Origin of the sequence: Paraburkholderia caffeinitolerans, from assembly GCF_902859945.1 — a bacterium.
In the GTDB taxonomy this organism is placed as follows: Bacteria; Pseudomonadota; Gammaproteobacteria; order Burkholderiales; family Burkholderiaceae; genus Paraburkholderia; species Paraburkholderia caffeinitolerans.
Genome location: NZ_CADIKL010000002.1, coordinates 24,544 through 46,302 on the forward strand (window position 1 = coordinate 24,544; position 21,759 = coordinate 46,302).

Genomic DNA, 21,759 nt, shown 5'->3' on the forward strand with positions numbered 1-21,759 from the left:
CCAATATTTAATTTCCTATTGCCAGGCGACTCCTCCATACTCGCGAACAAATTCTGGACATAACGTCAACGGCATATGGATCAGAGCTGCATGCATGCGGCCGGTCCGTGCCCCCTGCACATGGAAGGAGACACCGGCGTGCAACTGGAATCCATTTACGGCCCGGGCATCGCGCTCGGCGCAGACGACGCGTTACATCGAACCGATACGCTCACGCGCGATCCCGCCCTCAGCCCGCGGCTGCACAACCCCGATCTCGCGCCCACCAAGGCTGAGGGCCGGACATGGGGCCGCTACAGCATTTTTGCGTTATGGACCAACGACGTGCATAACATCGCGAACTACTCGTTCGCGATCGGGCTATTCGCGCTTGGCCTGTCGGGCTGGCAGATGCTCGCGTCGCTCGCGATCGGCGCGGCGCTCGTGTACGCCTTCATGAACCTCACGGGCTATATGGGCCAGAAGACCGGGGTGCCGTTCCCGGTAATCAGCCGGATGAGTTTCGGCATCTATGGCGCGCTGTTGCCCGCGATGATCCGCGCGGTGATCGCCATCGCCTGGTTCGGCATCCAGACCTATCTTGCGTCAATCGTGCTACGCGTGCTGCTCACGGCGATCTGGCCGGGCCTCGCCGCGTTCGACCAGAACGCGATCCTTGGCCTGTCGTCGCTCGGCTGGATCAGCTTCGCCGCGATCTGGTTCGTGCAGATCGGCATCCTGGCGTACGGGATGGAGATGGTCCGCAAGTACGAGGCGCTGGCCGGCCCGATGATTCTCGTCACGACGCTCTCGCTTGCCGCCTGGATGTACAGCCGCACGGGCGGCCATCTCGCGATGTCGATCGGCACGCCGCTGACCGGCGTGAAGATGTGGACGCGGATCTTCGCGGGCGGCGCGCTGTGGCTCGCGATCTACGGCACGCTGGTGCTCAACTTCTGCGATTTCGCGCGCTCGTCGCCGAGTGCGAAGACGGTGCGCGTCGGCAACTTCTGGGGCCTGCCTGTGAACATCCTCGTGTTCGCGACCATCAGCTTCGTGCTCGCGGGCGCGCAATTCAAGCTGAACGGCCACATCATCCACAGCCCGACGGAAATTATCGCGACAGTGCCGAACAAGCTGTTCCTCGTGCTCGGCTGCCTGGCATTCCTGATCGTGACCGTCGCCGTGAACATCATGGCAAACTTCGTCGCGCCGGCGTTCGTGCTGACGAGTCTCGCGCCCCAGCGCCTGACGTTCCGCCGCGCGGGCCTGATCAGCGCCGCGGTCGCGGTACTGATCCTGCCGTGGAACCTCTACAACAGCCCCATCGTGATCGTCTACTTCCTGTCCGGTCTCGGCGCGCTGCTCGGCCCGCTCTACGGGATCATCACGGTGGACTACTGGCTCGTGCGCAAGACCCGCGTGAACGTGCCCGATCTCTATACCGAAGCAACGGGCGGCACATACTTCTACACGCGCGGGGTGAACCGCAAGGCGCTCGCAGCGCTCGTGCCGTCCGCGCTGATCTCGATCACGCTCGCCGTCGTGCCTGCCTTCAGCGCGATGACGCCATTCTCGTGGCTGCTCGGCGCGGGCATCGCGGGCGGCGTCTACTGGCTGTTGGCCGATCGCAAACGGCAATACGAGGAGCGCTCGGGCGAACACATCGCGGTCGCCTGCGCCGAACATTGAACGATGTCCATGGAGTCACCGATGAGGATACTGGTAGTCAACGTCAACACGACCGAGTCGATCACTGAGGCGATCGCCGCGCAGGCGCAGGCAGCGGCGTCTCCCGGCACGGAGATCGTCGGCCTCACGCCACACTTTGGCGCCGAGTCGATTGAAGGCAACTTCGAGAGCTACCTCGCGGCGCTCGCCGTGATGGATCGCGTGTTGAGCTACGACCAACCGTATGACGCGGTGATCCAGGCCGGCTACGGCGAACACGGCCGCGAGGGCCTGCAGGAACTGCTAACGGTGCCGGTCGTCGACATCACCGAAGCGGCCGCGAGCGTAGCAATGCTGCTCGGGCATCGCTACTCGGTCGTCACGACGCTTGATCGCACGGTGCCGCTGATCGAGGATCGTTTGAAGCTCGCGGGACTCGACACGCGCTGCGCCTCGGTGCGCGCGAGCGGCCTTGCGGTACTCGAACTCGAAGAGAACCCGGCTCGCGCGATCGAGTCGATCGTCGGCCAGGCACAGCGCGCGGTGAAGGACGATCACGCTGAAGTGATCTGCCTTGGCTGCGGCGGGATGGCCGGCCTCGACCGGCAGATCGAGGAATCCACGGGGGTGCCTGTCGTCGATGGTGTCTCGGCCGCGGTCACGCTTGCCGAAGCGCTCGTGCGCATGAAGCTGAAGACGTCCAAGGTCCGCACGTACGCACCGCCGCGCGCCAAGCGCATCGTCGGCTGGCCCGTAGCGTTCGCGAAATGACGTGCCACCAGGCGGCAGCCGCGTCGCACTCGGCTACCGTGTCACCGCGAGGCGCGTCGACGCGCGGTACGCATTGAACCGGCGCCCTTCCCTCCTGGGCGCATCCGCTGCGCTCGACGCGAAGGCCGCGCTCGACGTGTTCGACGTGCTCGACGCGCGGCTGATGCGCATACTCCTCGTACTACTAACCGAGCGAACCGTATCGCGCGCGGCCATGCGCGTGAACATGTCTCAACCGGCGACGAGCACCGCGCTCAAGCGCCTGCGCACGCTGCTCGGCGATCCGCTGCTCGTGCGCTGCCGGAACGGCATGGTGCCGACAGAATCCGGCGCGCGGCTCATCGAGCCACTGCGCAACGCGCTGCGCGTGATCGACTTCATTCGCATCCAGCAACCGACGTTCGACGCGCGCACCTCAGTGCGCATCTACCGGATCGGCTGCCCCGACTATCTGAACGTGCTGTTCGTGCCGAAGCTCGTCGCACTGTTCCGCGAACGCGCGCCGAACGCGCAACTCGTGTTTCATCCCCTCGGCGACGGCTTCGACGACGAGCGCGCGCTCGCCGACGGTGATCTCGACATCGTGATCGACAATCGCACCACTCGCCGCTCGCGCTTTCGCCAGGACAATTTGTTCGACGACCGCGTCGTGTGCCTGATGCGCGCGAGGCATCCCATCGCCCGGCGCGGCTCGATCGCAACCGCCGATTTCGGGCAGGTGCCGCAGCTCTGCCCCACGCCGTCGTGGCTCGAAGCGTCCGGCGCGATCGACCAGCAGCTCGAACACGTCGGCCTTCGACGAAATATCGTGGTCACGCTGCCGCACTTCGAGCTCGCCGCGCATACGCTCGTGCGCTCCGACCTGATCCTCACCACCACCTACCGGCTCGCGCAGCACTATGCGAAACTGTTGCCGCTCGCCATGGTGACGCTGCCCACCGAGCCACCCGACATCGTGTACCGGATGACTTGGAACGAATCGGGCGCGTGTATCGATGGCGTGCGCTGGCTACGCGGATTAATCGCCGAAGCGACGCAGTGCTGGCTCGATGGCGAGGCTTCATAACCGGCGGTGATGGCCATGGCCACACCGGGGTTTTGTCGCGATAAGGAAGTCGGTGAGAGCGGATTTGATATGAAGAGGACTACTTCCATGAGCAGCTTTTCGAAAGAGGGGCGTTCACATGGCTGATGGTCCGCCCCCCAACACGGTCAGGCTCGCACCTCGATCCGGTTGACCACACCAGAAATGGTGTCCAGGCACCACGCATCCATCTCTGCCTGCCGCCTCTCAGCTTCAGTTGCCACGCATCCCGCGAGCGTAATCCGCTTGTCCTCCACATTGATGGTGATTTGCCCAGCGTGCACGCGCGGATCGGTTTCGAGCACGAGAGTGAGTGCCTCGCAGATCTCTTCGTCGCCATCCGCTTCAGCGGGCACCAACTCCAGCAGATTCACCACGTCCTGGCACCCGCCGACCCACCACGCGATCGCACTCGCGAGTCGTCGATGTGACAGGCTGATCACCTGGCCCGTCAAGGTCACGACGCCATCTTCAACCGTCACCTCCACAACGCCGCTGCCCTCCTCGCCGGCCTGGTCCATGGTGCCACGCAGCATTTCGAGCTGGCCTTTCACGCGCATACAGATCACGCAGTTGCGGTATTCGATGGTCTGCAAAATGCGCTCGCAGATCCGCGTGCGCAACTCGCCGTCCCCGATCGGCGGCTCAGCGCTAACGCGCAACTGGTCGATGAGCGGTTCGCCGGCGCTGTAAGCCCGGGTCAACTGAATCAGCCGTTTCTTCGACGCAACGTCCGGCACCTTGCCGGCAACAGTCAAGGCGCCGCTCTCGAGGCGGATATGAATGGGGGAATTGTGGAGCTTCAGGTGCGATTCGCGCTCGAACGCTGCCATCACCTGCCTGAGGATCGCTTCGGTGTGTTGCATGATCTGCCTCGCGCAAAGGGGGACGAAGCAGCACCCTACCGCGCCGCAGCCCAAAACTAGTCGGGCGAGGTGGGCGCTGCCCAGTTCATTAAAGATATTGCGTCCGTCCAATCATTGATGCTGCTTTGCGGCATCTGGCCGGTCGCGCACGATTGTGACTGAGCACGGCGCGTAGGCGATCACTTGCCTCGCGATGGAACCCAGCAGCCAACGATCAAAGGGCGTATGTCCTCGATGTCCTACTACTACGTGGTCGATATTATGTCGCTCGGCATACAGCACCAGCTCCTTCGCCGGATGCCCGACAATCACCTCATATTGGACAGTGCCTCCGGATGGCCCGAACTCTTCTTTGAGCCCGGTGATGAGGTCCTGACAGTGGCGTTTCTCAGTCTCAAGCAACTCAGGCCGCTCATAGGCCAGCTTACCCCAGTCGGGCAGCCGAGCAACCGTCAGAATGTGCAGCCGCGCCCCTTCCTTTTCAGCGAGATTTTTTGCGAAGCGGATTGCTGCCTGTGCGGAAACTGAGCCATCGTAACCCGCGAGAATGTCATGCATGATTGCCTCCAAATGCGCATCCGGATCTCTTGCAACCATTCCGGAGTACAAATAAACGCCGAAGTCACGGCTTTCGCGTTTCTCGCCTTACCCGCTCCACGTATTTTCCTGACGCGACCTCGATTCGCACCGTATCCCCTTCCTTGATGAACTGGGGAACGAGAACTTCCATGCCGTTCTCGAGCGTGGCCGTCTTGAAAGTGGAGGTTGCATGCTCGTGCACGCCCGGCGGCGCGGACACCACGCTTAACTCAACCGCATGCGGAAACGCGATGGTAACCGGCTCGCCTTCATAAAGCGCGACCGGGATTCGCATGTTGGACCGAAGGAACTTTTCGTATGCGCCAATGGTTGCCGAAGGCAAACTGATCTGCTCGAAGGTGTCGGGATCCATGAAGTAGAAGGCAACACCATCCGCATACAGATATTCCATCTCCTTGTGATCGAGCGCGACCTCTTCGAGCCTGTCGCCCGGGTGTAGCCGCAACTCCCTGATATGCCCGGTCTTCAGGTTCTTGACCCTGGCAAACACCGCGCTACCCTGCTGCCCACCGCCGGCATGGTACCCGGCGCTGGCGACACTATGAAGTTCGCCTTCAAGCACGAAGACCATGCCCGGCTTCAATCCGGATGCTTCTACCATTTGCCTGTCTCCGCCTTGCCAGCAAGGTGACGACATCTTCAGCCTGGCACTGCAGTCACACGGAAGCAGGCGGCCGCGCGTCAAGCAGAAGCGTTGCGGTGCGCCTTGACGCGCCGAAGTGCAATTAGCCCCGGCGGGTTGGACCGAGGCGCTCAGCCAGATCAGTGCAGTTGCCGCTTCAGGTTGGAGAGTTCGGTATGCATCGAACTCACGCTATCCATGATTCCGGCGGCGAGGCCGCTCTGCTGTTGGCAAGCGCGCTCCGCCCGATCACCGATCCGTTTGAGATCATCGACGCACTCCCGGATGCGATCCTCGTCCCTGGACGACAAGATCTTCTTTGCCGATTTGCATTCCCGTTCTAGCTCATCTATCCATTTCATCAAATGCTGTGGAATTGTCGCGTCGGCATGCATGGTCCGTGAAGCCTCGCTGACGGTTTGCTGAAGATGAGTAAAGCGCTTTTGGATTTCACTGGCTTGCAACATGATGCCCCCTTCTTGAACTTCAGTTCCAGATGAATTCAGGCAGCAGATGCCGGTGTGTTGGCCGTGCCATCGCCATTCGCCTGCTCCAGTTGGCGGCCGGCGACGTTGCACCGCGTCAAGGCAACACCCGGGCACGCGAAAGACGCCTCTCCAGTCTAGGTCACAATCGGTCGCCCGCACCGGTCCTTACGGCGCCCGACGAAATCAGCGTCGCAGCCGACGAGCAGCGCGGTTTCGCTACGCCGAAGGTTTGTAACCAGCCTGCTCCAGTTGGGCCAGTCCGTCCGGCAACGACTAGAATTCAAAGATGGTCGCATTCCAGAAGGAGGCTGCCATGACTCAGTCAATGATCAGCTTTTGGGTTGGCCTTGTGGTGCTCGTTGTCGTTGCAGGAGCCTTGTCCCGTCGCTACAGGCAAGATCACCCGGGCGAGAGCCTGAACAAGTGGCTCGACACGCACCATATGGGCTGGATGCATCGCAAGCACTAGCCGACGGCGCGGAAAGACGCCGAGGAGTGCCCGATGGGCTTCACCCTCAGCTCGCAGGCTTTCCAGAAAGGGGGCGAGATTCCTGGTTCTGTCGCGGGAAGGAGCTCTGTTATGTTGGTCGAGTGAGAATTGACGATGCAAGCGATGAGTCCTGAACTGAATTCGACCTTCAAGCGAGCGTTCAAACGGCGGCATTACCCGATCGATGTGATTCTGCTTTGCGCGCGTTGGTATGTCGCCTACCTGGGCTTCAAGGATTTTCATTGCGCGCGCATCCTGCTCGGTGGCATTGAGATGATGCACATGATCGTCAAAGGGCAGATGAAAGGTAATCGATTGGACCAGACACCCGCCGAGCAGTTCTATTCATTGATTACATAAGGAATCCTGCACGTCTGCGTGCATCGGTCTTCGTCGACCCTTACTGCGACAGAACTGCGAGAACCGTTGACGACGTCGGAGGCAAACGTGGAAAATTCCCTCAGGCTCGAACTGTTTTGCCGGTTGTTTCTTGGTCTCTTTGTAGGCTTTTTTTGCGTGACGGCCGCCCTTTTTGTGCGGTACAAGTGGGCGAATCCGCTGCCGCAAGCGACCTTCGCGCACGTGAAAGGCGCGTCGGCGTCACGAACCTTCCCGGGAAGCGCCCCGGCAGCCCCACCCTATTCCGCTTCCCAATCCCAACCGGCAACGCCCTCGCAAGATGCCGGGGAAAAGACACTCCTCGCGTCGTCGGCCTCCACTGTCGTCACGTTCATTGCGGCTGCAGTGGCCAACTTCATGTGCTGGAAGACTAACGGGCGGGGGAGGCGTACAAAGAAAAGCCGAACGCCTCGTTCGAGTCGCTCGAATTAGTGTGGGGCGCTGGCGGAATTCGTGGCGTGGGCCGAAACGCCATTCCTCCATTCACGTAGCGCAATCGTCTACGACATCGGGCGCCGCGTAGTGCTGCTGGAAAAGAACGCCGCGTTACGGGAGATCGAAGTGCTGGCGATGCTCGCCGACGGACGCGGCAACGAGGAGATCGCGCAGCAACTCGACATCCCGGACAACATGGTGAAGTGCCCTTTTCCTCCATCTTCGGCAAACTCGGCGCGATCAATCGCATCGAAGCGGTGAGGCTCGGCATGCGGCACGGATTCATCATGGTGTAGACAGACACGACGCGCACGCCAGCTGCATCGGCATCGTCCACGGCTATCGCGACCTCGACCCTGAACCGCCCTTCAAGCGTGCATGAAATCAATGGCAGCTACGGTCGTTTATGAGCGGCCAATGTCAATGGCCACACTGAACTACAATCATTCAACGGGTCTGAACCCGCTCCACCCGAATTCGGGTCGCACAGGTCATGGGTGGCAATGCGCGGACTACCCGGACGGTGTGGACAGGCCGTTCAGCCGCGCTCCCGGCAGATTGGCAGTGTGCGATTGATCCGCTCGCAGCAGGGCGTGGGTGACGGCCAGCACAGGAGGGACTATGTGCTCGGGAGTGAAGTCCGGCGTGCGCCTGAGACGTTATGCAATCACGGCGATTTCCGTCATCGCCGGTTTGATTGTCGTCGGACGCATCACCGGTATCCTGGTCGACTGGTTGTGGTTCTCTTCCATCGGCTACGATGGCGTTTTCTGGACCATTCTTTGCGCGAGAGCGTTGCTGTTTGCCGCGGTGTTCGCAGTCTCGGCGTGCGCGATATGGCTGTCGGGGAGTTTGGCGCATCGTTACGCGAGGGGCGTCGATATCCTGCGAGCGGAAGCAGGCGATCCGTCGGGTGCGACGCCGGTCACCGGCGATCTGGCCGAACTGGTCGCGCCGTACGTTCCCTGGCGCTCCAGCATTGCCTGCGCAGCGATCATCCTGGGGCTGCTTATCGCCGCGAGCGAAATCCCGAGCTGGGACATCGCGCTTCGCTTCATTTATCAGGTGCCTGTTGGCGAGCGCGATCCGATCTTCGAGAGGGACATCGGCTTTTATCTCTTCTCGCTCCCCGCGTATGTCGCGCTCAAGAACTGGCTGCTGTGGCTAGTCTTCTGCAGCGCGATCGTGGCAGGTGTTGTCTACGGGTTGCGCGGTGACATCGCGCCGGAGCGGCCACCACGGACGCTCTCGGCCGCCGCCATCACTCATGGTTCGGCACTGCTCGGTTTGCTCTTCGCGCTGAAGGCCTGGTCGTGGTGGCTCGACCGCTTTCTGCTGCTCTATGGCGACAATGGCGTTGTGGTCGGCGCCAGCTATACCGATGTCCACGTCGAGTTGCCGGTCCTGTGGATGCTCGTCGGTCTTGCGGCGGCCTCATCCGTGGCCCTTTGGATCAACATGCGCCAACGTAGCTATCTGCTGCCTGCAGTTCTCGCGTTGCTCGTATTCGGCAGCTCGTTTGTGTTCGCTGTGATCTATCCGCTGCTGTTTCAGCGCTTCTATGTCAAACCGAGCGAGCTGGGACTGGAAACACCCTATATCGAGCACACCATCGCGCTAACGCGCGAGGCGTACGGCCTCGCAAAGATTGAGATTAAACCGTTCGAGGCCGGGCAGGGACTGACTCTCGACTCGCTGCAGGCCAATCGGGCGACCATCGACAACATCCGGCTATGGGATGTGCAACCGCTGATGGATAGCTACGCACAGTTGCAGGAGATCAGGACGTACTACAAATTTCTCTCGGTGGACATCGACCGCTATCAGCTTGACAACGGATACAGGCAGGTGATGCTGTCTGCGCGTGAACTGGAACCGGCGATGCTTGCGCCCAACGCCCAAACCTGGGTGAACCTGCACCTTATCTTTACTCACGGCATCGGTGTCGTGATGTCGCCAGTCACAGAGAAGTCCACCGAAGGCTTACCCCTGCTCTATCTGCGTGATATTCCACCCGTCTCCAACGGCGGCCCGGCCATTCGCGAACCACGCCTCTATTTCAGTGAAGGCCAGCAGGACTACGTCCTCGTGAACGGCAAGGTGGCTGAATTCGACTATCCCAAAGGGGCGGACAATGCGTACACGACGTATAGCGGCCGCGACGGCGTCACTATCGGCAGTGTGGCGCGACGCAGTCTCTTTGCCTGGCAATTCGACGATCCCAACATCCTGCTGAGCGGCTATATCACAGACCAGAGCCGGATCCTGCTTCACCGCAACATTCGGGACCGCGTGCGGACGATCGCGCCATTCCTGAGTCTCGACCATGACCCCTATGTCGTAGCGAGCAATGGACGCCTGTACTGGATACAGGACACCTACACGGTCAGCCAGTGGTTTCCTTATTCCCGGCCGGGTTTCGGCGAAGGCGCCAATTACATTCGAAACGCGGTCAAGGTCGTGGTCGACGCGTACAACGGCACGGTCGACTTCTACGTCAGCGATCCCGCCGATCCGCTACTGCGCACCTATGAGCGCGCCTTCCCGGGTTTGTTCAAGCCTTTGGACATGATGCCACCGGAGCTCCGGCGTCATATCCGCTACCCAGAAGATCTGTTCCTGATCCAGGCGCAGGTCTACCGCGCCTATCACATGGAGGCGCCGGAGGTCTTCTACAACCGCGAGGATCTGTGGCAGTTTCCCCGGGAGTTGGCCGGAATGGATGGCGGGAGCGCAGCCAGCACGATGCCGCCGTACTACACGATCATGCGACTTCCCGGCGAAGCCCGCGCCGAGTTCATTCTCATGTTGCCGATGGTGCCGAGCCAGCGGGAAAACATGATTGCCTGGCTGGTGGCGCGTTGCGATTCCGCAGGGTATGGCAAGCTCATCGTCTATACGTTCCCCAAGGACAGGCTGGTCTTTGGGCCGTTTCAGGTCGAAGCGCGTATTCAGCAGAATACGGAGATCTCGCAGCAGATCTCGCTATGGAACCAGATGGGCTCACGCGTCATTCGCGGTCATCTTGTGGTCGTGCCCATCGAGAACTCGATTCTCTACGTTTCTCCGCTTTATTTGCGCGCGGAGTCCGGTCAGTTGCCGGAGTTGAAGCGGGTGATTGCTGCCTATGGTGACCGTGTGGTGATGGAGGACAGCCTGGGTGAAGCCCTGGCGGCGCTTTTCAAGGAGACTGCGCAAGCAGCGCCGGCCCCGCGAGGCACAGTGGACGCGCGTGCACGCGAGGCACTTGCCCACTATGACCGGGCCATCGAGCGAATGAAGGCGGGAGACTGGAGCGGCTTCGGCGCGGAGCTGGATGCCCTTCGGCCGTTGCTCGAGGCACTCGGCGCCCACCGTTCCGATGATCAGAAGTGAAGAGGGGGAGATTTTAAGGGGCGTCTAAACGTAATGGCGAAAGCAGCAAGGCCTTCAAGCGGCGAATGGTTGTTCATCACGATGTCTGGACAATTCATGTCTCAAATCATAGAGATCCCTGCCGCGGATTCTCAATCTCAAGCAGCAACCAGACGCCGCTCGAGCACCTCCTCGGCCCTCCTGGAAGTCACCACTTCCACATGCATTCTCGCTCGCGTCAAACCGACAAACAGCAAATTCGGCCACAAAGGATCCGCTTGATCGAAGTCCACCTCCGTGAGCACGATCGCGGGTGCCGATTGGCCCTTGAACCGGCGAACGGTCTCGATAGCCAATTCGCCTTCGGAACAAAGGGGTTCGCCCAGCGCGTCGTATTCGCCCGTGAACTTCTTGAGCGTCCATTGAGCCAGCATGTCCTGTGCGAGCAGTTCCGAATGCGCTCGCCCACGCCAGCAGAGTACGACGATATCCTGGAGCGAGTAGCCCAGATCGATGCACCGGCAAATGGCCCGCGCGGTCGCATTCGCGACGGTCTGATCTGCGGTGCCGCCATACACCGAAAACTGCGGCGGTTCGCCGGCAAGCGGCGCGCACGGCTCGACTGGCTCGTCGGTCAGCCGCAGCAGGTTGATCGTCTCGACGATCTTGCGCGGGCTCCGGTAGTTTTCCCGGGCGCTCACCACCACGGCGTCGCTCACTTCGATCTGCGTGCGATCCGGGTAGACGCATTGCTCGGGATCTTCCAGCAGGTAGATGCGCCCGTTCTCGCGCACGCGGGCAATCAGCGCCTCCACCCACGCCGCCTGCATGTCCTGGAGTTCGTCGATCACCAGCACGTCGAGTTCTGGCGCCGTGCTTGCCTGCTCATCGAGGTAGCGATTCGCAAGGGCTTCGAAGTCGGGGTCGATGCGCGGACGGCTCGATCCCTCCCAGCACAGCTGATGGAAGCTGCTGACCTCGATACCTGCCGGCGCGAATGTGCGCATCTGATCAGCAAGTGGCCGGTTGAAGCAGACGTAGGAGGCCTTCTGGTTCGCGACACACGCCTGGCGCAGCAGCGCGAGCGCCAACTGGGTCTTGCCCGATCCCGCGGTCGCCCGCACGTGGATGACCCCGCTTGCGACGGCGATGCGCGGAACCCACCGCGCGAGGCCGCCCGAGATCGCGCTCACGCGTCGCTGGAGCGTGCCGGCCAGCGCGGAGACATCGGGTTGGACGCGTAGACGGTCGAGCAGAAACGAACGCACCCGCTCCCTCTCAGCATCGGGTCTGCCGGCGCCAAGGCGGCGCTGAACGAATCCCGCGAGGTCAAGGCATTCGTCCGCATCGGCAATACGCTCGCGTGGGTAGTCGATGGTCCCCTCGTCGCTGATTCGATAGTGCGGCAACACGAGGCAATGCAGCAGGCGCACGTCGAGTTTTTCCGACTTCAGCCGCTTCAGGATCGAACTGAACTGCCAACCGGTCTGCTGACCGATGTTCTTTCGCAGCAGACCGTATTGCTTGAACAAGCCATCGCGGGTGGCGTCGATCTCGCCCGCTTTCACCTCCAGCACCGCGACGTCTCCGGCGCTGTTGAGCACCACGATGTCGAGCTCGCCGTGGCTGTCCCGCTGCGGTTCTGAGTGTGTCCAGTTGACGCTGTGAAACAGCTCGTAGCTCTGCGCAAGGCGATCTGCGAGATGTCTGAGCAATTCGAGTTCGACATGCTCGCCTGCAGACATCGCCTGTATTGCTGCAATCGGAGGGTGGACTATGGCCATTGTTTTTCGATTCAAACTGCATGCATCGCCCGCATGCCGCGCCATGTTTTCTTTCAACTGGCACAGCGTCGGGAACACGTCGTTGCACTCATGCCAAAGATTCTATGCGTGTATATAACGGTATGCCTCGGAAAAGCTTGAGCGCTGTATGCGTATTTCCAATTCACCGCGTCAGCATTCGCCGTGCGAAGACTTGAACCAGGAATGGCTTCGCCTCGCATCCGGATGAATAACAAAACGTTGCACCATCAACTATCTGACGCTTCGCCGGTTTAACGTGGGCGCTATGCGCTCAGGCGTATCGAGGCCGCACTGTTCATGCCCGGATATCGAATCGACCCGGACAACTGCGGTACACCCTTTACCGCCACAGCGAAGGTTGCTTCCGACAAATCGTTAAAGATCGGCTTTACGCATAGCTACTCCGTGAGCTGCGAGTACTGGGGTGCAAAGCGGAACCATTGCGGTCAGCACATTGGTCAATACGTCCGACCGTTGGCCGCATGGGCCGTCACAAGAGCGGTATGAGCCATTTTCTTCGGTTGTAGCCTACGAGCTACAAAACATGCCAGTTCCCCACTTTTTGTAGCCCAACGGACACAATCCCGCCTTGCCGTCTTGTGGCCTCTGGGCTACAATTTTCTCGTTTTCAGCCAATAGTGATGCCCCAGGGCTACAAGTGACGAATCTGGCAGACGTTGGAGAGATGCTCAAGCAGGTGCGCAGCGACGCGGGCCTCTCGCAAAAAGACCTTGCTGAACGTGCAGGCGTCGCTCGCACCACGCTCGCGCGCATGGAGACGCTCGCGCGTGGCGACATGAGTGTGGCGGTGCTCGTCCGGCTCCTCGAAGCGGCCGGCTACGACCTGCGGGTCGTCAAGCGCGGTCATGCCCGCACGCTCGACGACGTGCTCACAGAGCAGAAACAGTCTGGAGCCTGAGCATGCGCCTTCACGTCTACGTCAAGGGCAAGCCTGTCGCGCGGTTGTACCGCCTTCAAGACAATTATGCGCTTCGCTACAGCACGGACGCGTCACCCGAGGACTTCGTCAGCCTGACCATGCCTGTTCGCGAAGAGCCGTGGGTGTGGCCCCGCGATTTGCACCCATTCTTTCGCCAGAACCTGCCCGAAGGATTCCTTCTTGAGGTCATTCGTGAGGAATTCGGCCCACTCCTCGACGGAACGGACCTGTCGCTGCTCGCCGTCATAGGCGGCGCCGGCATTGGCCGCGTGACAGTGGCGCCTGAGGGCGGCCAGCCCGGTGGTGAGCTCGACCCGCTTGACCTGAATACCCTGCTTCATCAGGATGTCTCGACCCAGCACTTCGCGGAGCTGGTGAGGTACTACGCGCGCGCCGCCATCTCGGGCGCGGTGCCGAAGTTCCTGGCGCCGGAGGTTTCCTCAGCGCAAACGCCAGTCGGCAAGCAGACGCTGCGCACCAGCCGGCACATCATCAAGGGTTCCGACGAGCAGACCCCCTACCTTGGGTTCAATGAGCATTACACAATGCGGGTGCTCGCAAGGCTCGACGTCGCTCGAGTGGCAAGAACAACCCTGTCTGACGACGGGCGTGTGCTGGTCGTCGACCGCTTCGATGTCGATGAAAATGGCATGCCTGCATACGGCGTCGAGGACGCATGCAGTCTCCTCGGTCTCCCTCCGCATGAGAAATATCGGCCCTCGACAGAGCAGGTGCTGAACGCAACAAAGCCCTACATCAGCAGCGCGAACTGGAGACAGCAGGCCGAACATCTTGGCTGGCTGATACTGACCAACTACGTTGTTCGCAACGCGGACTGCCACTCGAAAAACGTTGCTCTTCTTTACTCGAACATCGACGACGTCGTGTACACCCCCGTGTACGACATCGTGACCACCCAGGCTTACCCTCGCTTTGCCGGCAATCCACCCGGGCTTAGCGTCGACGGGCGCAAGACCTGGGCGCCGGGCAAAACGCTGGAGCGATTCTTCAACACGCGGCTGGGCATCCCGCCACGGCGCTATCGCGAGATGGTGGAGGCGCTCTGCGATTCGGCCGTGTCAACCGGGAAAGAGGTTGTCGAGGCCGCGAAGAACGAACCCCGATGGCACTGGATAGCGAAGCAGATGCTGCACGCGTGGAACGAGGGCATGGCGACAGTGCGAAGTGCCAAGCCACAAGCAGAGCTCAAGGGCCTCACACCCATTCTTGAGTCGGCCGGATTCTCGGATTCAGACAAGCCGGAGAGCACGAGAGACGTGATTGGACGTTCCGAGCTTCTCGCTCCTGCGAGAAAGAGCTGACCCCTGCAGGTCCGGGTTCTGCGCCGGGTAGCGCTTCGGTCCGCTGCACTCGGGAACCAGCGCAGGACGTTCCAGACCGAGCGGCAGCGCCTCGAAGCGGAACCGGCGCGCGTGGCCGGGCGGCTCGCCGTGCTCGAGGCGCTGCGTGAGCGCCTCCTCACCGGACTGACGGACTGACGGACGAACGCGACGCGCGGCAGCAGGCCGCCGCCGAGGCCGCGGCGCTCACCACCAGCGTGGTGCAGCAACGCCGCCCCCGGGAGCGCACCATGACTCAGGATTTCCCTGCCCACCCCCTGTGGGTAGTACCCGCCGGTTTTCCACCGCCGTACCGTGATCGCATCCGGCTGGTCGAGCGGCAATCCCGGCGCTTTTGCGCTATAACACTCGATGCCTCCGAGGCTCTCGATGACCATTCACACTCGCTACAATCCGAAGTCCGCATGGATCATGACCGCGCTGCTGACCGGCCTCGCCATGATCAACTTCCTCGACAAGATCGTGATCGGCATGGTCGCCGTGCCATTGACCGCCGAATTGCATTTGTCTCCGGCGGAATTCGGTTTTGTGGCCGGCAGTTTCTTCTGGTTGTTTTCCGTATCGACGATCGTGGTCGGCTTTCTCGCCAACCGCTTTCCCACGCGCTGGATTCTTCTCGCCATGGGCGTTAGCTGGGCCGTGCTGCAATTGCCCCAGGCATTCGCAGGCAGCGCCGTTGCGTTACTCGCTTGCCGCGTGGTGCTGGGCGCCGCCGAAGGACCGTCGTTTCCGACCTCGGTCCATGCGATCTTCAAGTGGTTTCCGGACCGCCACCGCAATGTGCCCGTGGCAATCATCAACCAGGGCGCGGCTATGGGCATGATCCTGGCCGGCCTGGCCATCCCGCTCATTACGAAACACTGGGGCTGGCGTACGAACTTCTTCTTGCTTGCCGCCATCGGCGTGGTCTGGTGTGTGCTGTGGCTCTGCTTCGGACGCGAAGGCACGCTCGACGGCGCGCCGCGCGCGGCAAGCGCCGTAGCCGCCTCCGAAGCCGAGGCGGTCGACGTGCCTGATGCACAACGACAGCCCTATTTCAGGCTGCTCACCGATCGTTCCATACTGTGTGTTTTTCTACTCTGCTTCGCCGCCTACTGGCTGCTGGGACAGACCATCACGTGGCTTCCCACGTGGTTCGAAAAAGGACTCGGCTACGGCGGCGTCGCCGCTGGCCGCTGCTTCGCACTGGTGATCCTTGCCATTTCCATCGGCAATATCGGCTTGAGCTGGCTTTCGCAACGCATGCTCAATGGCGGAGCGAGTTCACGTCAGGCGCGTGTTCAACTGATCTGTGTGGCGATGATTGCCGCCGCGCTGCTCCTGATCGCTCTCGCGATGGTCGATCTTTCCGCTGCGGCGAAGGTGGTGCTGTATGCCGTGGCCAGCGCTCTGCCCGCAGTCTGCCTGTCGGTTACGCCGGCTTTGCTCGCGGAAATGGTGCCCACGGCTCAACGGGCTTCGATGGTGGCGATCAACACCGCCGTTGCGAGCCTGGGTGCAGCCATCAGCCCCGCCGTCATGGGACGTATCGTGCAGGTGTATGGCAGCGGGACCAGCCACGCGTATGAGATTGGTTTCGCCGTGGGCGCGGCCTTGATGATCGGCGTTTCGCTCTGCGCGCTCAGGTGGCTCCACCCGGCGCGCGCGCAACACACATTGAAGGGCTCCGCAGCGGCTGTTACGGCTTGAATCAGATCGCGGGCGCCCACCGCGCGGCGAGAAAACGTCTCGTGAGCGCGGCGGCTTCGTCATTGGCTTCGTCGAGCACAAAATGACCGCCTTCGAGCAGATGAATCTCCGCGTCGGGTACGTCTTGCCCATATGCATGCGCGCCCTCCACTGCAAAAGAGGGATCATATTGCCCCCACAGCACGAGCGTCGGTGGCCGATGTTCGCGTAGAAAGCGCTGCCATTGGGGATAGCGCTCTACATTGGTTCGATAGTCGTAGAAGAGTTCAGTCTGGATGTCGATCTGACCGGGCCGGGTGAGAAACGAAAACTCGTCGGTCCAGCTGTCGGGGTCGTAGCGCTCCGGGTTCGGGCTATGGCCCACGTGACGCAGCCGCGTCGCTTCGAACGAAAGCAGGTTGGCCCGTAGCGCGGGTTCGTACGTTGCGCGATCCCGCCAGAATGCCTTGCGCGTGTTCCAGAGCGGGCCCAGTCCTTCCTCGTGTGCGACCGCATTCTGCACGATCAATGCGCGCACGCGCTCAGGCCAGCGCTGCGCCAGCCGGAATCCCACCGGGCCGCCGTAGTCCTGCACAAAAAGCGCGTAGTCGCCAAGTTCAAGCGCTTCGACAAAGTGTGTCATCACGTCCGCGAGATGATCGAACGTATAGGCAAATTGGTCGGGGGGCGGCGCGCTGCTATGGCCGAAGCCCGGATAATCCGGCGCAATGAGGCGGTACGTGTCGGCGAGTCGCGGCATCAGGGTTGTGTACATGCGCGACGACGATGGGAAGCCGTGCAGCAGAAGAATGACTGGCGCGTCTTGTGGACCGGCCTCGCGATAGAAGATGTCGAGTCCGTCGACTACGACACTGCGGTGGCGCATTTCGGTATGTAAGGCGGACATGTTCGTTCTCCGTATTTTGTCGGGTGATCGATCAGGACCTGTGGCTGGTGTCGAAGAGATGGAGCACCGTGGCGGCCGCGAAGAAGGCGAACGTCGCCGCGCACACGCCTGGCCAGTCGAAACGGGCGAGCACGGGCCCGGCGAGTGTGGCGCCAACCGCACTGCCCACAAAAAAAAGACCGGTGTAAAGGCCGTTGACACGGCCTCGAGACTCCTGCGCGAGCAGGTTGATGGCGCGGCGGCCAATGCTCTGATCCCCTACCACGCCGCCGTCGATCAGCAGTGCAGCCACGGCCAGCATGCCGATTGTCACGACGTGCGGGATGCCCTGATGCATCCCGGCCGCGGCAATCGCTATGGCGGCGAGCGCGAGACCGTGGGCAACGAACGCTGCCGCCCTTGCCCGCCCGAGATCCGCGGCTCGTCCGGCGATGGGCGCGGCTATCACGCCTCCGCTGCCAGCCAGCGCAAAAGCCGCGACAGCGTTGCTGTCCAGGTGCAGTGGCGCGCGCGTCAGCACGATCGCGACGCTGCTCCAGAACAGATTGAAGCCCGCCATCAGGAGGCCCTGATAGAGCGCCCGGCGACGCAGCACAGGCTCGCGTGCGACGAGCTGCGCCATCGAAGCGAGCAAGGCCCGATACGACAGTGTGCCGGTGGGCCGCACGTCGGGCAGACGCCTCATAACGACCAGCGCAACCCCTGCAAGCACGACCGCATCTCCGGCGTAGAACGCACGCCAACCGAGCATGCCGCCCACGAATGCCGCAATCGGCCGTGACAGCATGATGCCGAGCATCAGGCCGCCCATGACGTTGCCGACCACTGCGCCTCGCGATGCCGCAGGTGCGAGCGAGGCCGCGGCGGGCACCAGCATCTGGACCACGCTCGCCGTAACGCCCAGTGCGAAAGCGGCCACGAGAAAGGTCGATGCAACCGGGGCAAGCGCTGCTGCGAGCAGACAGATGACCTGTGCCAGCAGCGTGGCGCCGATCAGCGGCCGGTTAGGCAAGCGGTCGGTCAACGGTACGAGGGTCACGAGACCCACTGCGTAGCCGAGCATCGTCAGGCCGGTGATGAGGGTTGCCAGCGAACCGAGATGCAACGACGCCTCTAGCGAAACAAGCAATGTTTGCGACGCATAGAGCGGCAATACGGCGACCGCGACCATGGCGGCAAACCATACGACCGGCACAGAGGACTGCGTGGCGGCAGGCAGACAGGAACATCGAATATCGGGCGATTGCATGGTGGTGTCCGGTTACGCCTCGAAGGGGGATGGCCCGATACTACCCTCACGAAATCAAACTACAATCCTCCAGAATCTGGATACATTCTCAATCATTCCGGGAGAATCCGCGTATGGATGCCTTACGTGAGCTCGAAGTCTTCGTAGCCGTTGTCGACGAAGGCAGCCTGACACGTGCCGCTCGCCGGCTCGGCCGCTCGTTGCAAGCGGTAAGCCGTTCGCTGCAACTGCTCGAGCAGACGCACGGCACGACGCTGATCGTGCGGACCACGCGCAGCTGTGTGCCGAGCGAGGCCGGCATGCGCTTCTACGAACGCGTCAAGGTGGCTTTGTCCGGGCTCGAACTTGCGCGTACGGAGTTGGCGGAAGAAGCGCATCGACTGACGGGCCGATTGCGGGTCCATACGTCGACCCTATTCGGCCCAAAATACATTGCACCGCTTGTTGCTGAATATCTGCAGCGCCATCCTTCGTTGGAGCTTTCGTTGGCGCTCTCCGAAGAGTTTGTCGATCCGGTCGAAAGTGGTGCGGACGTCATGATTCGCATTGGCGAAATACCGGATTCGGGTCTGGTCGCCCGCCGTATCGGCACGATCCGCCGCGTGGCGTTCGCGGCGCCGCGCTATCTTGCGGAACACGGACGCCCCGCTCACCCGGCCGATCTCGCGAGACACGAATGCGTGATCCGCAGCGGCAACGCGCACGCGGCGCGCTGGAGCTTTACCTCGCGTGACGGCAGAAAAATCGACGTCAACGTAAAGGGCCGCTTCGAAAGCGATCAGGTGTCCGGTGTGAATGCCGGCGTCGCGAACGGTCTGGGAATAGGTGTCGCTGCGTACTGGCAGATTCGGGACTGGCTGGATGCGGGGCTCGTGGAGCTATTGCTTACCGACTACGCCATCGAATCGATGCCATTGAACGCAATATGGGCGCGGACGAAAAAGATGCCGCAGCGAACGCGGCTGCTGATCGATTTCCTGGCAGCCGCGTTGAGCAACGAGAAGTTGTAGCGACCCGGGCGTAAAACGTGCAAAAGGTGTAAAAGGCGCCAACGCAGTCGAACGGTTTGCCCTTATATCGACGAGAGCGTCAGCGCATTCTTCACCTGCGTCACACCCTGCACGCCCTCTGCCACCCTGGTCGCCAGTTCGGCCTGCGATTGCTCGGGCACCTGGCCTTCAAGCGTCACGACGCCGTTGCGCGCGCGCACCGAAATCGTGGATACACGCAGGCCTTTGGTCTTGCTCAGCGCGCGCATTACGGCTTTTTGCAGCGCACGGTCAGCGGCCTTCGCGGCCTTGGCGTCGCTGACGGCCCCCGCGCCCGAAGCGGTGCCCGTCGTCGGGGGCGCGGAAGCGTCGCCTTGTGCGCTGGCGCCGACCGACGTCAGTGCGATCAAGAACCCTGCAACCAGATATTTCGCGTGATGTGTCTTCATTGTTGTCCTCTGTTGTCGTCGTGGTTCGGCAAATGCATCAGGGCACAAACAGCGCGCGGCACGGCATGAAGCCGTGCCGCGCGAGGTCGTCGCCGCATTAGAACCGGTGTGTCATGCCCATCACGGCCACCACCTGCTTCGAGCCGTCCGCAGCCGTCATGCCGGGCCAGCTCACGTTCGCGATGCCGTTGTTCTTCATGTACCCCGCGCGCAGATACAGGCTCGTGCGCTTGGACAGGTAGTGCTCCGCGCCGATCTCGAAGCCCGGCGTGTTGTCGTCCACGCCACGCACGTTGCGGTAGACACCGGCGAACTCGATCGTGTCGACCGGCGTGGCCTGAATGGTTGCGCCTGCCGAGAGGATGCTGTACGGGTGGACCAGCGCAGCGAGCGGCGCGATCGTGCCCACGCCCGGCGCGGTGACGCGCGAGCCGGCCGGCGGGTCGCTCGGGCTGTTATAGCTGTAGTTGAACTGCAGGTTCACGATGCCGATCCGGTATGCGAGGGCCGCTGTGTAATGCGCGGTCGAGACGAGGCTGAACGTGCTCGCGGGCAGCGGCTGGCCGGCCAGCGGCGTGCCGGCCGGATAGGCCCCAAGCGAGGCGGTTTCCTGGCCGCCGTGCTGGAACTGATAGGCGAGACCGACGAAGAGCCCGTACCCGGAATACGTCGCCGCCACGTCGAGCATGTTGCCCGAGGTCATCGGAATGGGTTGCGTCACCGTGGAGGCGAACGCGTACATGCCGTAGAAGCGCAAGCCGCGCCAATCGGGCGACTGGTAGACGATCGAGTTGCTGGTGCGCCCCGAAACATACTGCGTGGCGAGCGTCGCGCGGTCGCGCGCGCCCGCTAGGTCGAGCGCCGCGAGGGGCGACAGCACCTCGTTGCCGCGAAACGGATCGGTGGGATAGACCGCGATGAAGCTCGGCTGGTATTGCCGGCCGAACGTGAGCTGCCCCCACTCGTCGTGCTTCAGCCCTACCCACGACTGGCGATAGAACAACGTCGTCGAATCGGCGAAGAACGTGCCGTTGTTCACGTTGAAACCGTTCTCGACGTCGAAGATGGCTTTCAGGCCGTTGCCGAGATCCTCGGTGCCCTTGATCCCGAACATCGATCCTGTCTGGCCACCGCTTCGTTCTGCGAACGTATGACTGCCCGGCACATAGGCCGTGCCGGGGCCACCCTTGGTGCCGGGGCCGTTCATCGAGTACTGCACGAACGCATCGACGACGCCGTAAAGCGTCACGCTCGACTGTGCCGATGCGCTGCCCGCCGCCAATATCAGCACAGCGCCGTAAATGCTCTTAGTTACAAACCGCATGCATGTCTCCTTATTATGTTTGCCGCATCCGGTGGACGCGGAATGTCAACCCTGGCCAGTGCAGCCCCCTCCCCACGACGCGTCGGCCTTTCCGAATGGATTTGTCAGCGCCCTCATGGTGCCGGTGACAGGGGGGCGATACACCTCCCCTCCAGGAGTGGGAGGGGAATACCCCGATGAACGCGTGCAAAACGGCGTGCGTGCTTGATACGAATGGATGCGTGCAACTTCCGGGCACCCACTCCCCCCTTGCGTGGGTGGTGCCCGACCCGATTGCGAATCTCTATTCTTGGCTCACGGGGTTCGAG

General features: G+C 61.9%; 18 protein-coding genes and 2 pseudogenes. 11 read left to right on the forward strand and 9 right to left on the reverse strand.

Features of this window, described 5'->3' with window-relative positions:
• Window positions 1–120: 120 nt before the first annotated feature.
• From HV773_RS01735 to HV773_RS01745, 3 genes and pseudogenes are all read left to right on the forward strand, one after another.
• Entirely contained in the window at window positions 121–1,671 is a 1,551-nt protein-coding gene (locus HV773_RS01735; RefSeq protein WP_129564287.1) for an NCS1 family nucleobase:cation symporter-1, read from the forward strand.
• Between the two features lie 21 nt (window positions 1,672–1,692).
• Window positions 1,693–2,421 carry an aspartate/glutamate racemase family protein gene (locus HV773_RS01740; protein ID WP_129564288.1) on the forward strand — a complete coding sequence of 243 codons (729 nt, stop codon included), beginning with the start codon at window positions 1,693–1,695 and terminating at the stop codon, window positions 2,419–2,421.
• 94 nt (window positions 2,422–2,515) lie between these two features.
• Window positions 2,516–3,484, forward strand: a pseudogene (locus HV773_RS01745) (LysR family transcriptional regulator); the annotation flags it as partial.
• 149 nt (window positions 3,485–3,633) lie between these two features.
• Here HV773_RS01745 and HV773_RS01750 read toward each other — a convergent pair.
• The 4 genes from HV773_RS01750 to HV773_RS01765 form a co-directional block, all read right to left on the reverse strand.
• Window positions 3,634–4,371, reverse strand: coding sequence for a BON domain-containing protein (locus HV773_RS01750; protein WP_129564289.1), 738 nt, complete (start codon window positions 4,369–4,371; stop codon window positions 3,634–3,636).
• A gap of 111 nt (window positions 4,372–4,482) precedes the next feature.
• Window positions 4,483–4,929, reverse strand: a complete 447-nt coding sequence (locus HV773_RS01755; protein WP_129564290.1) for a universal stress protein — start codon at window positions 4,927–4,929, stop codon at window positions 4,483–4,485.
• 64 nt (window positions 4,930–4,993) lie between these two features.
• Window positions 4,994–5,572, reverse strand: coding sequence for an elongation factor P (locus HV773_RS01760; RefSeq protein ID WP_129564291.1), 579 nt, complete (start codon window positions 5,570–5,572; stop codon window positions 4,994–4,996).
• A gap of 161 nt (window positions 5,573–5,733) precedes the next feature.
• Window positions 5,734–6,060 (reverse strand): hypothetical protein, encoded by a 327-nt coding sequence (locus HV773_RS01765; protein WP_129564292.1) that lies wholly within the window; start codon window positions 6,058–6,060, stop codon window positions 5,734–5,736.
• Window positions 6,061–6,394: 334 nt separating this feature from the next.
• Between HV773_RS01765 and HV773_RS01770 the strand changes: the two genes are divergently transcribed.
• From HV773_RS01770 to HV773_RS01785, 4 genes and pseudogenes are all read left to right on the forward strand, one after another.
• Window positions 6,395–6,550 (forward strand): hypothetical protein, encoded by a 156-nt coding sequence (locus tag HV773_RS01770; RefSeq protein WP_174220102.1) that lies wholly within the window; start codon window positions 6,395–6,397, stop codon window positions 6,548–6,550.
• 174 nt (window positions 6,551–6,724) lie between these two features.
• Window positions 6,725–6,931: pseudogene (locus HV773_RS01775) on the forward strand (hypothetical protein); the annotation flags it as partial.
• Window positions 6,932–7,423: 492 nt separating this feature from the next.
• A complete protein-coding gene (locus tag HV773_RS36750) occupies window positions 7,424–7,666 on the forward strand; it encodes a LuxR C-terminal-related transcriptional regulator (RefSeq protein ID WP_227875473.1) in 243 nt (80 codons plus the stop codon).
• A gap of 360 nt (window positions 7,667–8,026) precedes the next feature.
• Window positions 8,027–10,780 carry a UPF0182 family membrane protein gene (locus HV773_RS01785; protein ID WP_129564293.1) on the forward strand — a complete coding sequence of 918 codons (2,754 nt, stop codon included), beginning with the start codon at window positions 8,027–8,029 and terminating at the stop codon, window positions 10,778–10,780.
• 137 nt (window positions 10,781–10,917) lie between these two features.
• Here the strand turns inward: HV773_RS01785 and HV773_RS01790 are convergent, their stop codons facing one another.
• Window positions 10,918–12,621, reverse strand: a complete 1,704-nt coding sequence (locus HV773_RS01790) for an AAA family ATPase (protein ID WP_227875474.1) — start codon at window positions 12,619–12,621, stop codon at window positions 10,918–10,920.
• 601 nt (window positions 12,622–13,222) lie between these two features.
• On the opposite strand from HV773_RS01790, the gene HV773_RS01795 reads away from it, so the two are divergent.
• The 3 genes from HV773_RS01795 to HV773_RS01805 all read left to right on the forward strand — a co-directional run bounded on the left by HV773_RS01795 (window position 13,223) and on the right by HV773_RS01805 (window position 16,554).
• Window positions 13,223–13,483: a helix-turn-helix domain-containing protein gene (locus HV773_RS01795; protein ID WP_129564294.1), complete on the forward strand. Its 261-nt coding sequence runs from the start codon at window positions 13,223–13,225 to the stop codon at window positions 13,481–13,483.
• Window positions 13,484–13,485: 2 nt separating this feature from the next.
• On the forward strand, window positions 13,486–14,826 hold the full coding sequence (locus tag HV773_RS01800) for a type II toxin-antitoxin system HipA family toxin (RefSeq protein WP_129564295.1): 1,341 nt from the start codon (window positions 13,486–13,488) through the stop codon (window positions 14,824–14,826).
• Between the two features lie 408 nt (window positions 14,827–15,234).
• Window positions 15,235–16,554, forward strand: a complete 1,320-nt coding sequence (locus HV773_RS01805) for an MFS transporter (RefSeq protein WP_129564296.1) — start codon at window positions 15,235–15,237, stop codon at window positions 16,552–16,554.
• 1 nt (window position 16,555) lies between these two features.
• Here HV773_RS01805 and HV773_RS01810 read toward each other — a convergent pair whose 3' ends face one another.
• On the reverse strand, window positions 16,556–17,440 hold the full coding sequence (locus HV773_RS01810) for an alpha/beta fold hydrolase (protein WP_129564297.1): 885 nt from the start codon (window positions 17,438–17,440) through the stop codon (window positions 16,556–16,558).
• Window positions 17,441–17,471: 31 nt separating this feature from the next.
• Complete coding sequence (locus tag HV773_RS01815) at window positions 17,472–18,689, reverse strand: MFS transporter (RefSeq protein ID WP_129564298.1); 1,218 nt, start codon at window positions 18,687–18,689, stop codon at window positions 17,472–17,474.
• Window positions 18,690–18,718: 29 nt separating this feature from the next.
• Between HV773_RS01815 and HV773_RS01820 the strand changes: the two genes are divergently transcribed.
• Window positions 18,719–19,699: a LysR family transcriptional regulator gene (locus HV773_RS01820; RefSeq protein WP_227875475.1), complete on the forward strand. Its 981-nt coding sequence runs from the start codon at window positions 18,719–18,721 to the stop codon at window positions 19,697–19,699.
• 62 nt (window positions 19,700–19,761) lie between these two features.
• Here HV773_RS01820 and HV773_RS01825 read toward each other — a convergent pair whose 3' ends face one another.
• Both HV773_RS01825 and HV773_RS01830 read right to left on the reverse strand, forming a co-directional pair.
• Entirely contained in the window at window positions 19,762–20,127 is a 366-nt protein-coding gene (locus HV773_RS01825; RefSeq protein WP_129564299.1) for a BON domain-containing protein, read from the reverse strand.
• Between the two features lie 97 nt (window positions 20,128–20,224).
• Entirely contained in the window at window positions 20,225–21,451 is a 1,227-nt protein-coding gene (locus HV773_RS01830; RefSeq protein WP_129564300.1) for a porin, read from the reverse strand.
• Window positions 21,452–21,759: the final 308 nt, after the last annotated feature.

What these genes read in the sequence shown, in the direction of transcription:
- HV773_RS01735 (WP_129564287.1), top strand. Translation starts at nt 121, where the DNA reads ATGGAAGGAGACACCGGCGTGCAACTGGAATCCATTTACGGCCCGGGC.
- HV773_RS01740 (WP_129564288.1), top strand. Translation starts at nt 1,693, where the DNA reads ATGAGGATACTGGTAGTCAACGTCAACACGACCGAGTCGATCACTGAG.
- HV773_RS01750 (WP_129564289.1), bottom strand. Translation starts at nt 4,371, where the DNA reads ATGCAACACACCGAAGCGATCCTCAGGCAGGTGATGGCAGCGTTCGAG.
- HV773_RS01755 (WP_129564290.1), bottom strand. Translation starts at nt 4,929, where the DNA reads ATGCATGACATTCTCGCGGGTTACGATGGCTCAGTTTCCGCACAGGCA.
- HV773_RS01760 (WP_129564291.1), bottom strand. Translation starts at nt 5,572, where the DNA reads ATGGTAGAAGCATCCGGATTGAAGCCGGGCATGGTCTTCGTGCTTGAA.
- HV773_RS01765 (WP_129564292.1), bottom strand. Translation starts at nt 6,060, where the DNA reads ATGTTGCAAGCCAGTGAAATCCAAAAGCGCTTTACTCATCTTCAGCAA.
- HV773_RS01770 (WP_174220102.1), top strand. Translation starts at nt 6,395, where the DNA reads ATGACTCAGTCAATGATCAGCTTTTGGGTTGGCCTTGTGGTGCTCGTT.
- HV773_RS01785 (WP_129564293.1), top strand. Translation starts at nt 8,027, where the DNA reads ATGTGCTCGGGAGTGAAGTCCGGCGTGCGCCTGAGACGTTATGCAATC.
- HV773_RS01800 (WP_129564295.1), top strand. Translation starts at nt 13,486, where the DNA reads ATGCGCCTTCACGTCTACGTCAAGGGCAAGCCTGTCGCGCGGTTGTAC.
- HV773_RS01805 (WP_129564296.1), top strand. Translation starts at nt 15,235, where the DNA reads ATGACCATTCACACTCGCTACAATCCGAAGTCCGCATGGATCATGACC.
- HV773_RS01810 (WP_129564297.1), bottom strand. Translation starts at nt 17,440, where the DNA reads ATGTCCGCCTTACATACCGAAATGCGCCACCGCAGTGTCGTAGTCGAC.
- HV773_RS01815 (WP_129564298.1), bottom strand. Translation starts at nt 18,689, where the DNA reads ATGCAATCGCCCGATATTCGATGTTCCTGTCTGCCTGCCGCCACGCAG.
- HV773_RS01820 (WP_227875475.1), top strand. Translation starts at nt 18,719, where the DNA reads ATGGCCCGATACTACCCTCACGAAATCAAACTACAATCCTCCAGAATC.
- HV773_RS01825 (WP_129564299.1), bottom strand. Translation starts at nt 20,127, where the DNA reads ATGAAGACACATCACGCGAAATATCTGGTTGCAGGGTTCTTGATCGCA.
- HV773_RS01830 (WP_129564300.1), bottom strand. Translation starts at nt 21,451, where the DNA reads ATGCGGTTTGTAACTAAGAGCATTTACGGCGCTGTGCTGATATTGGCG.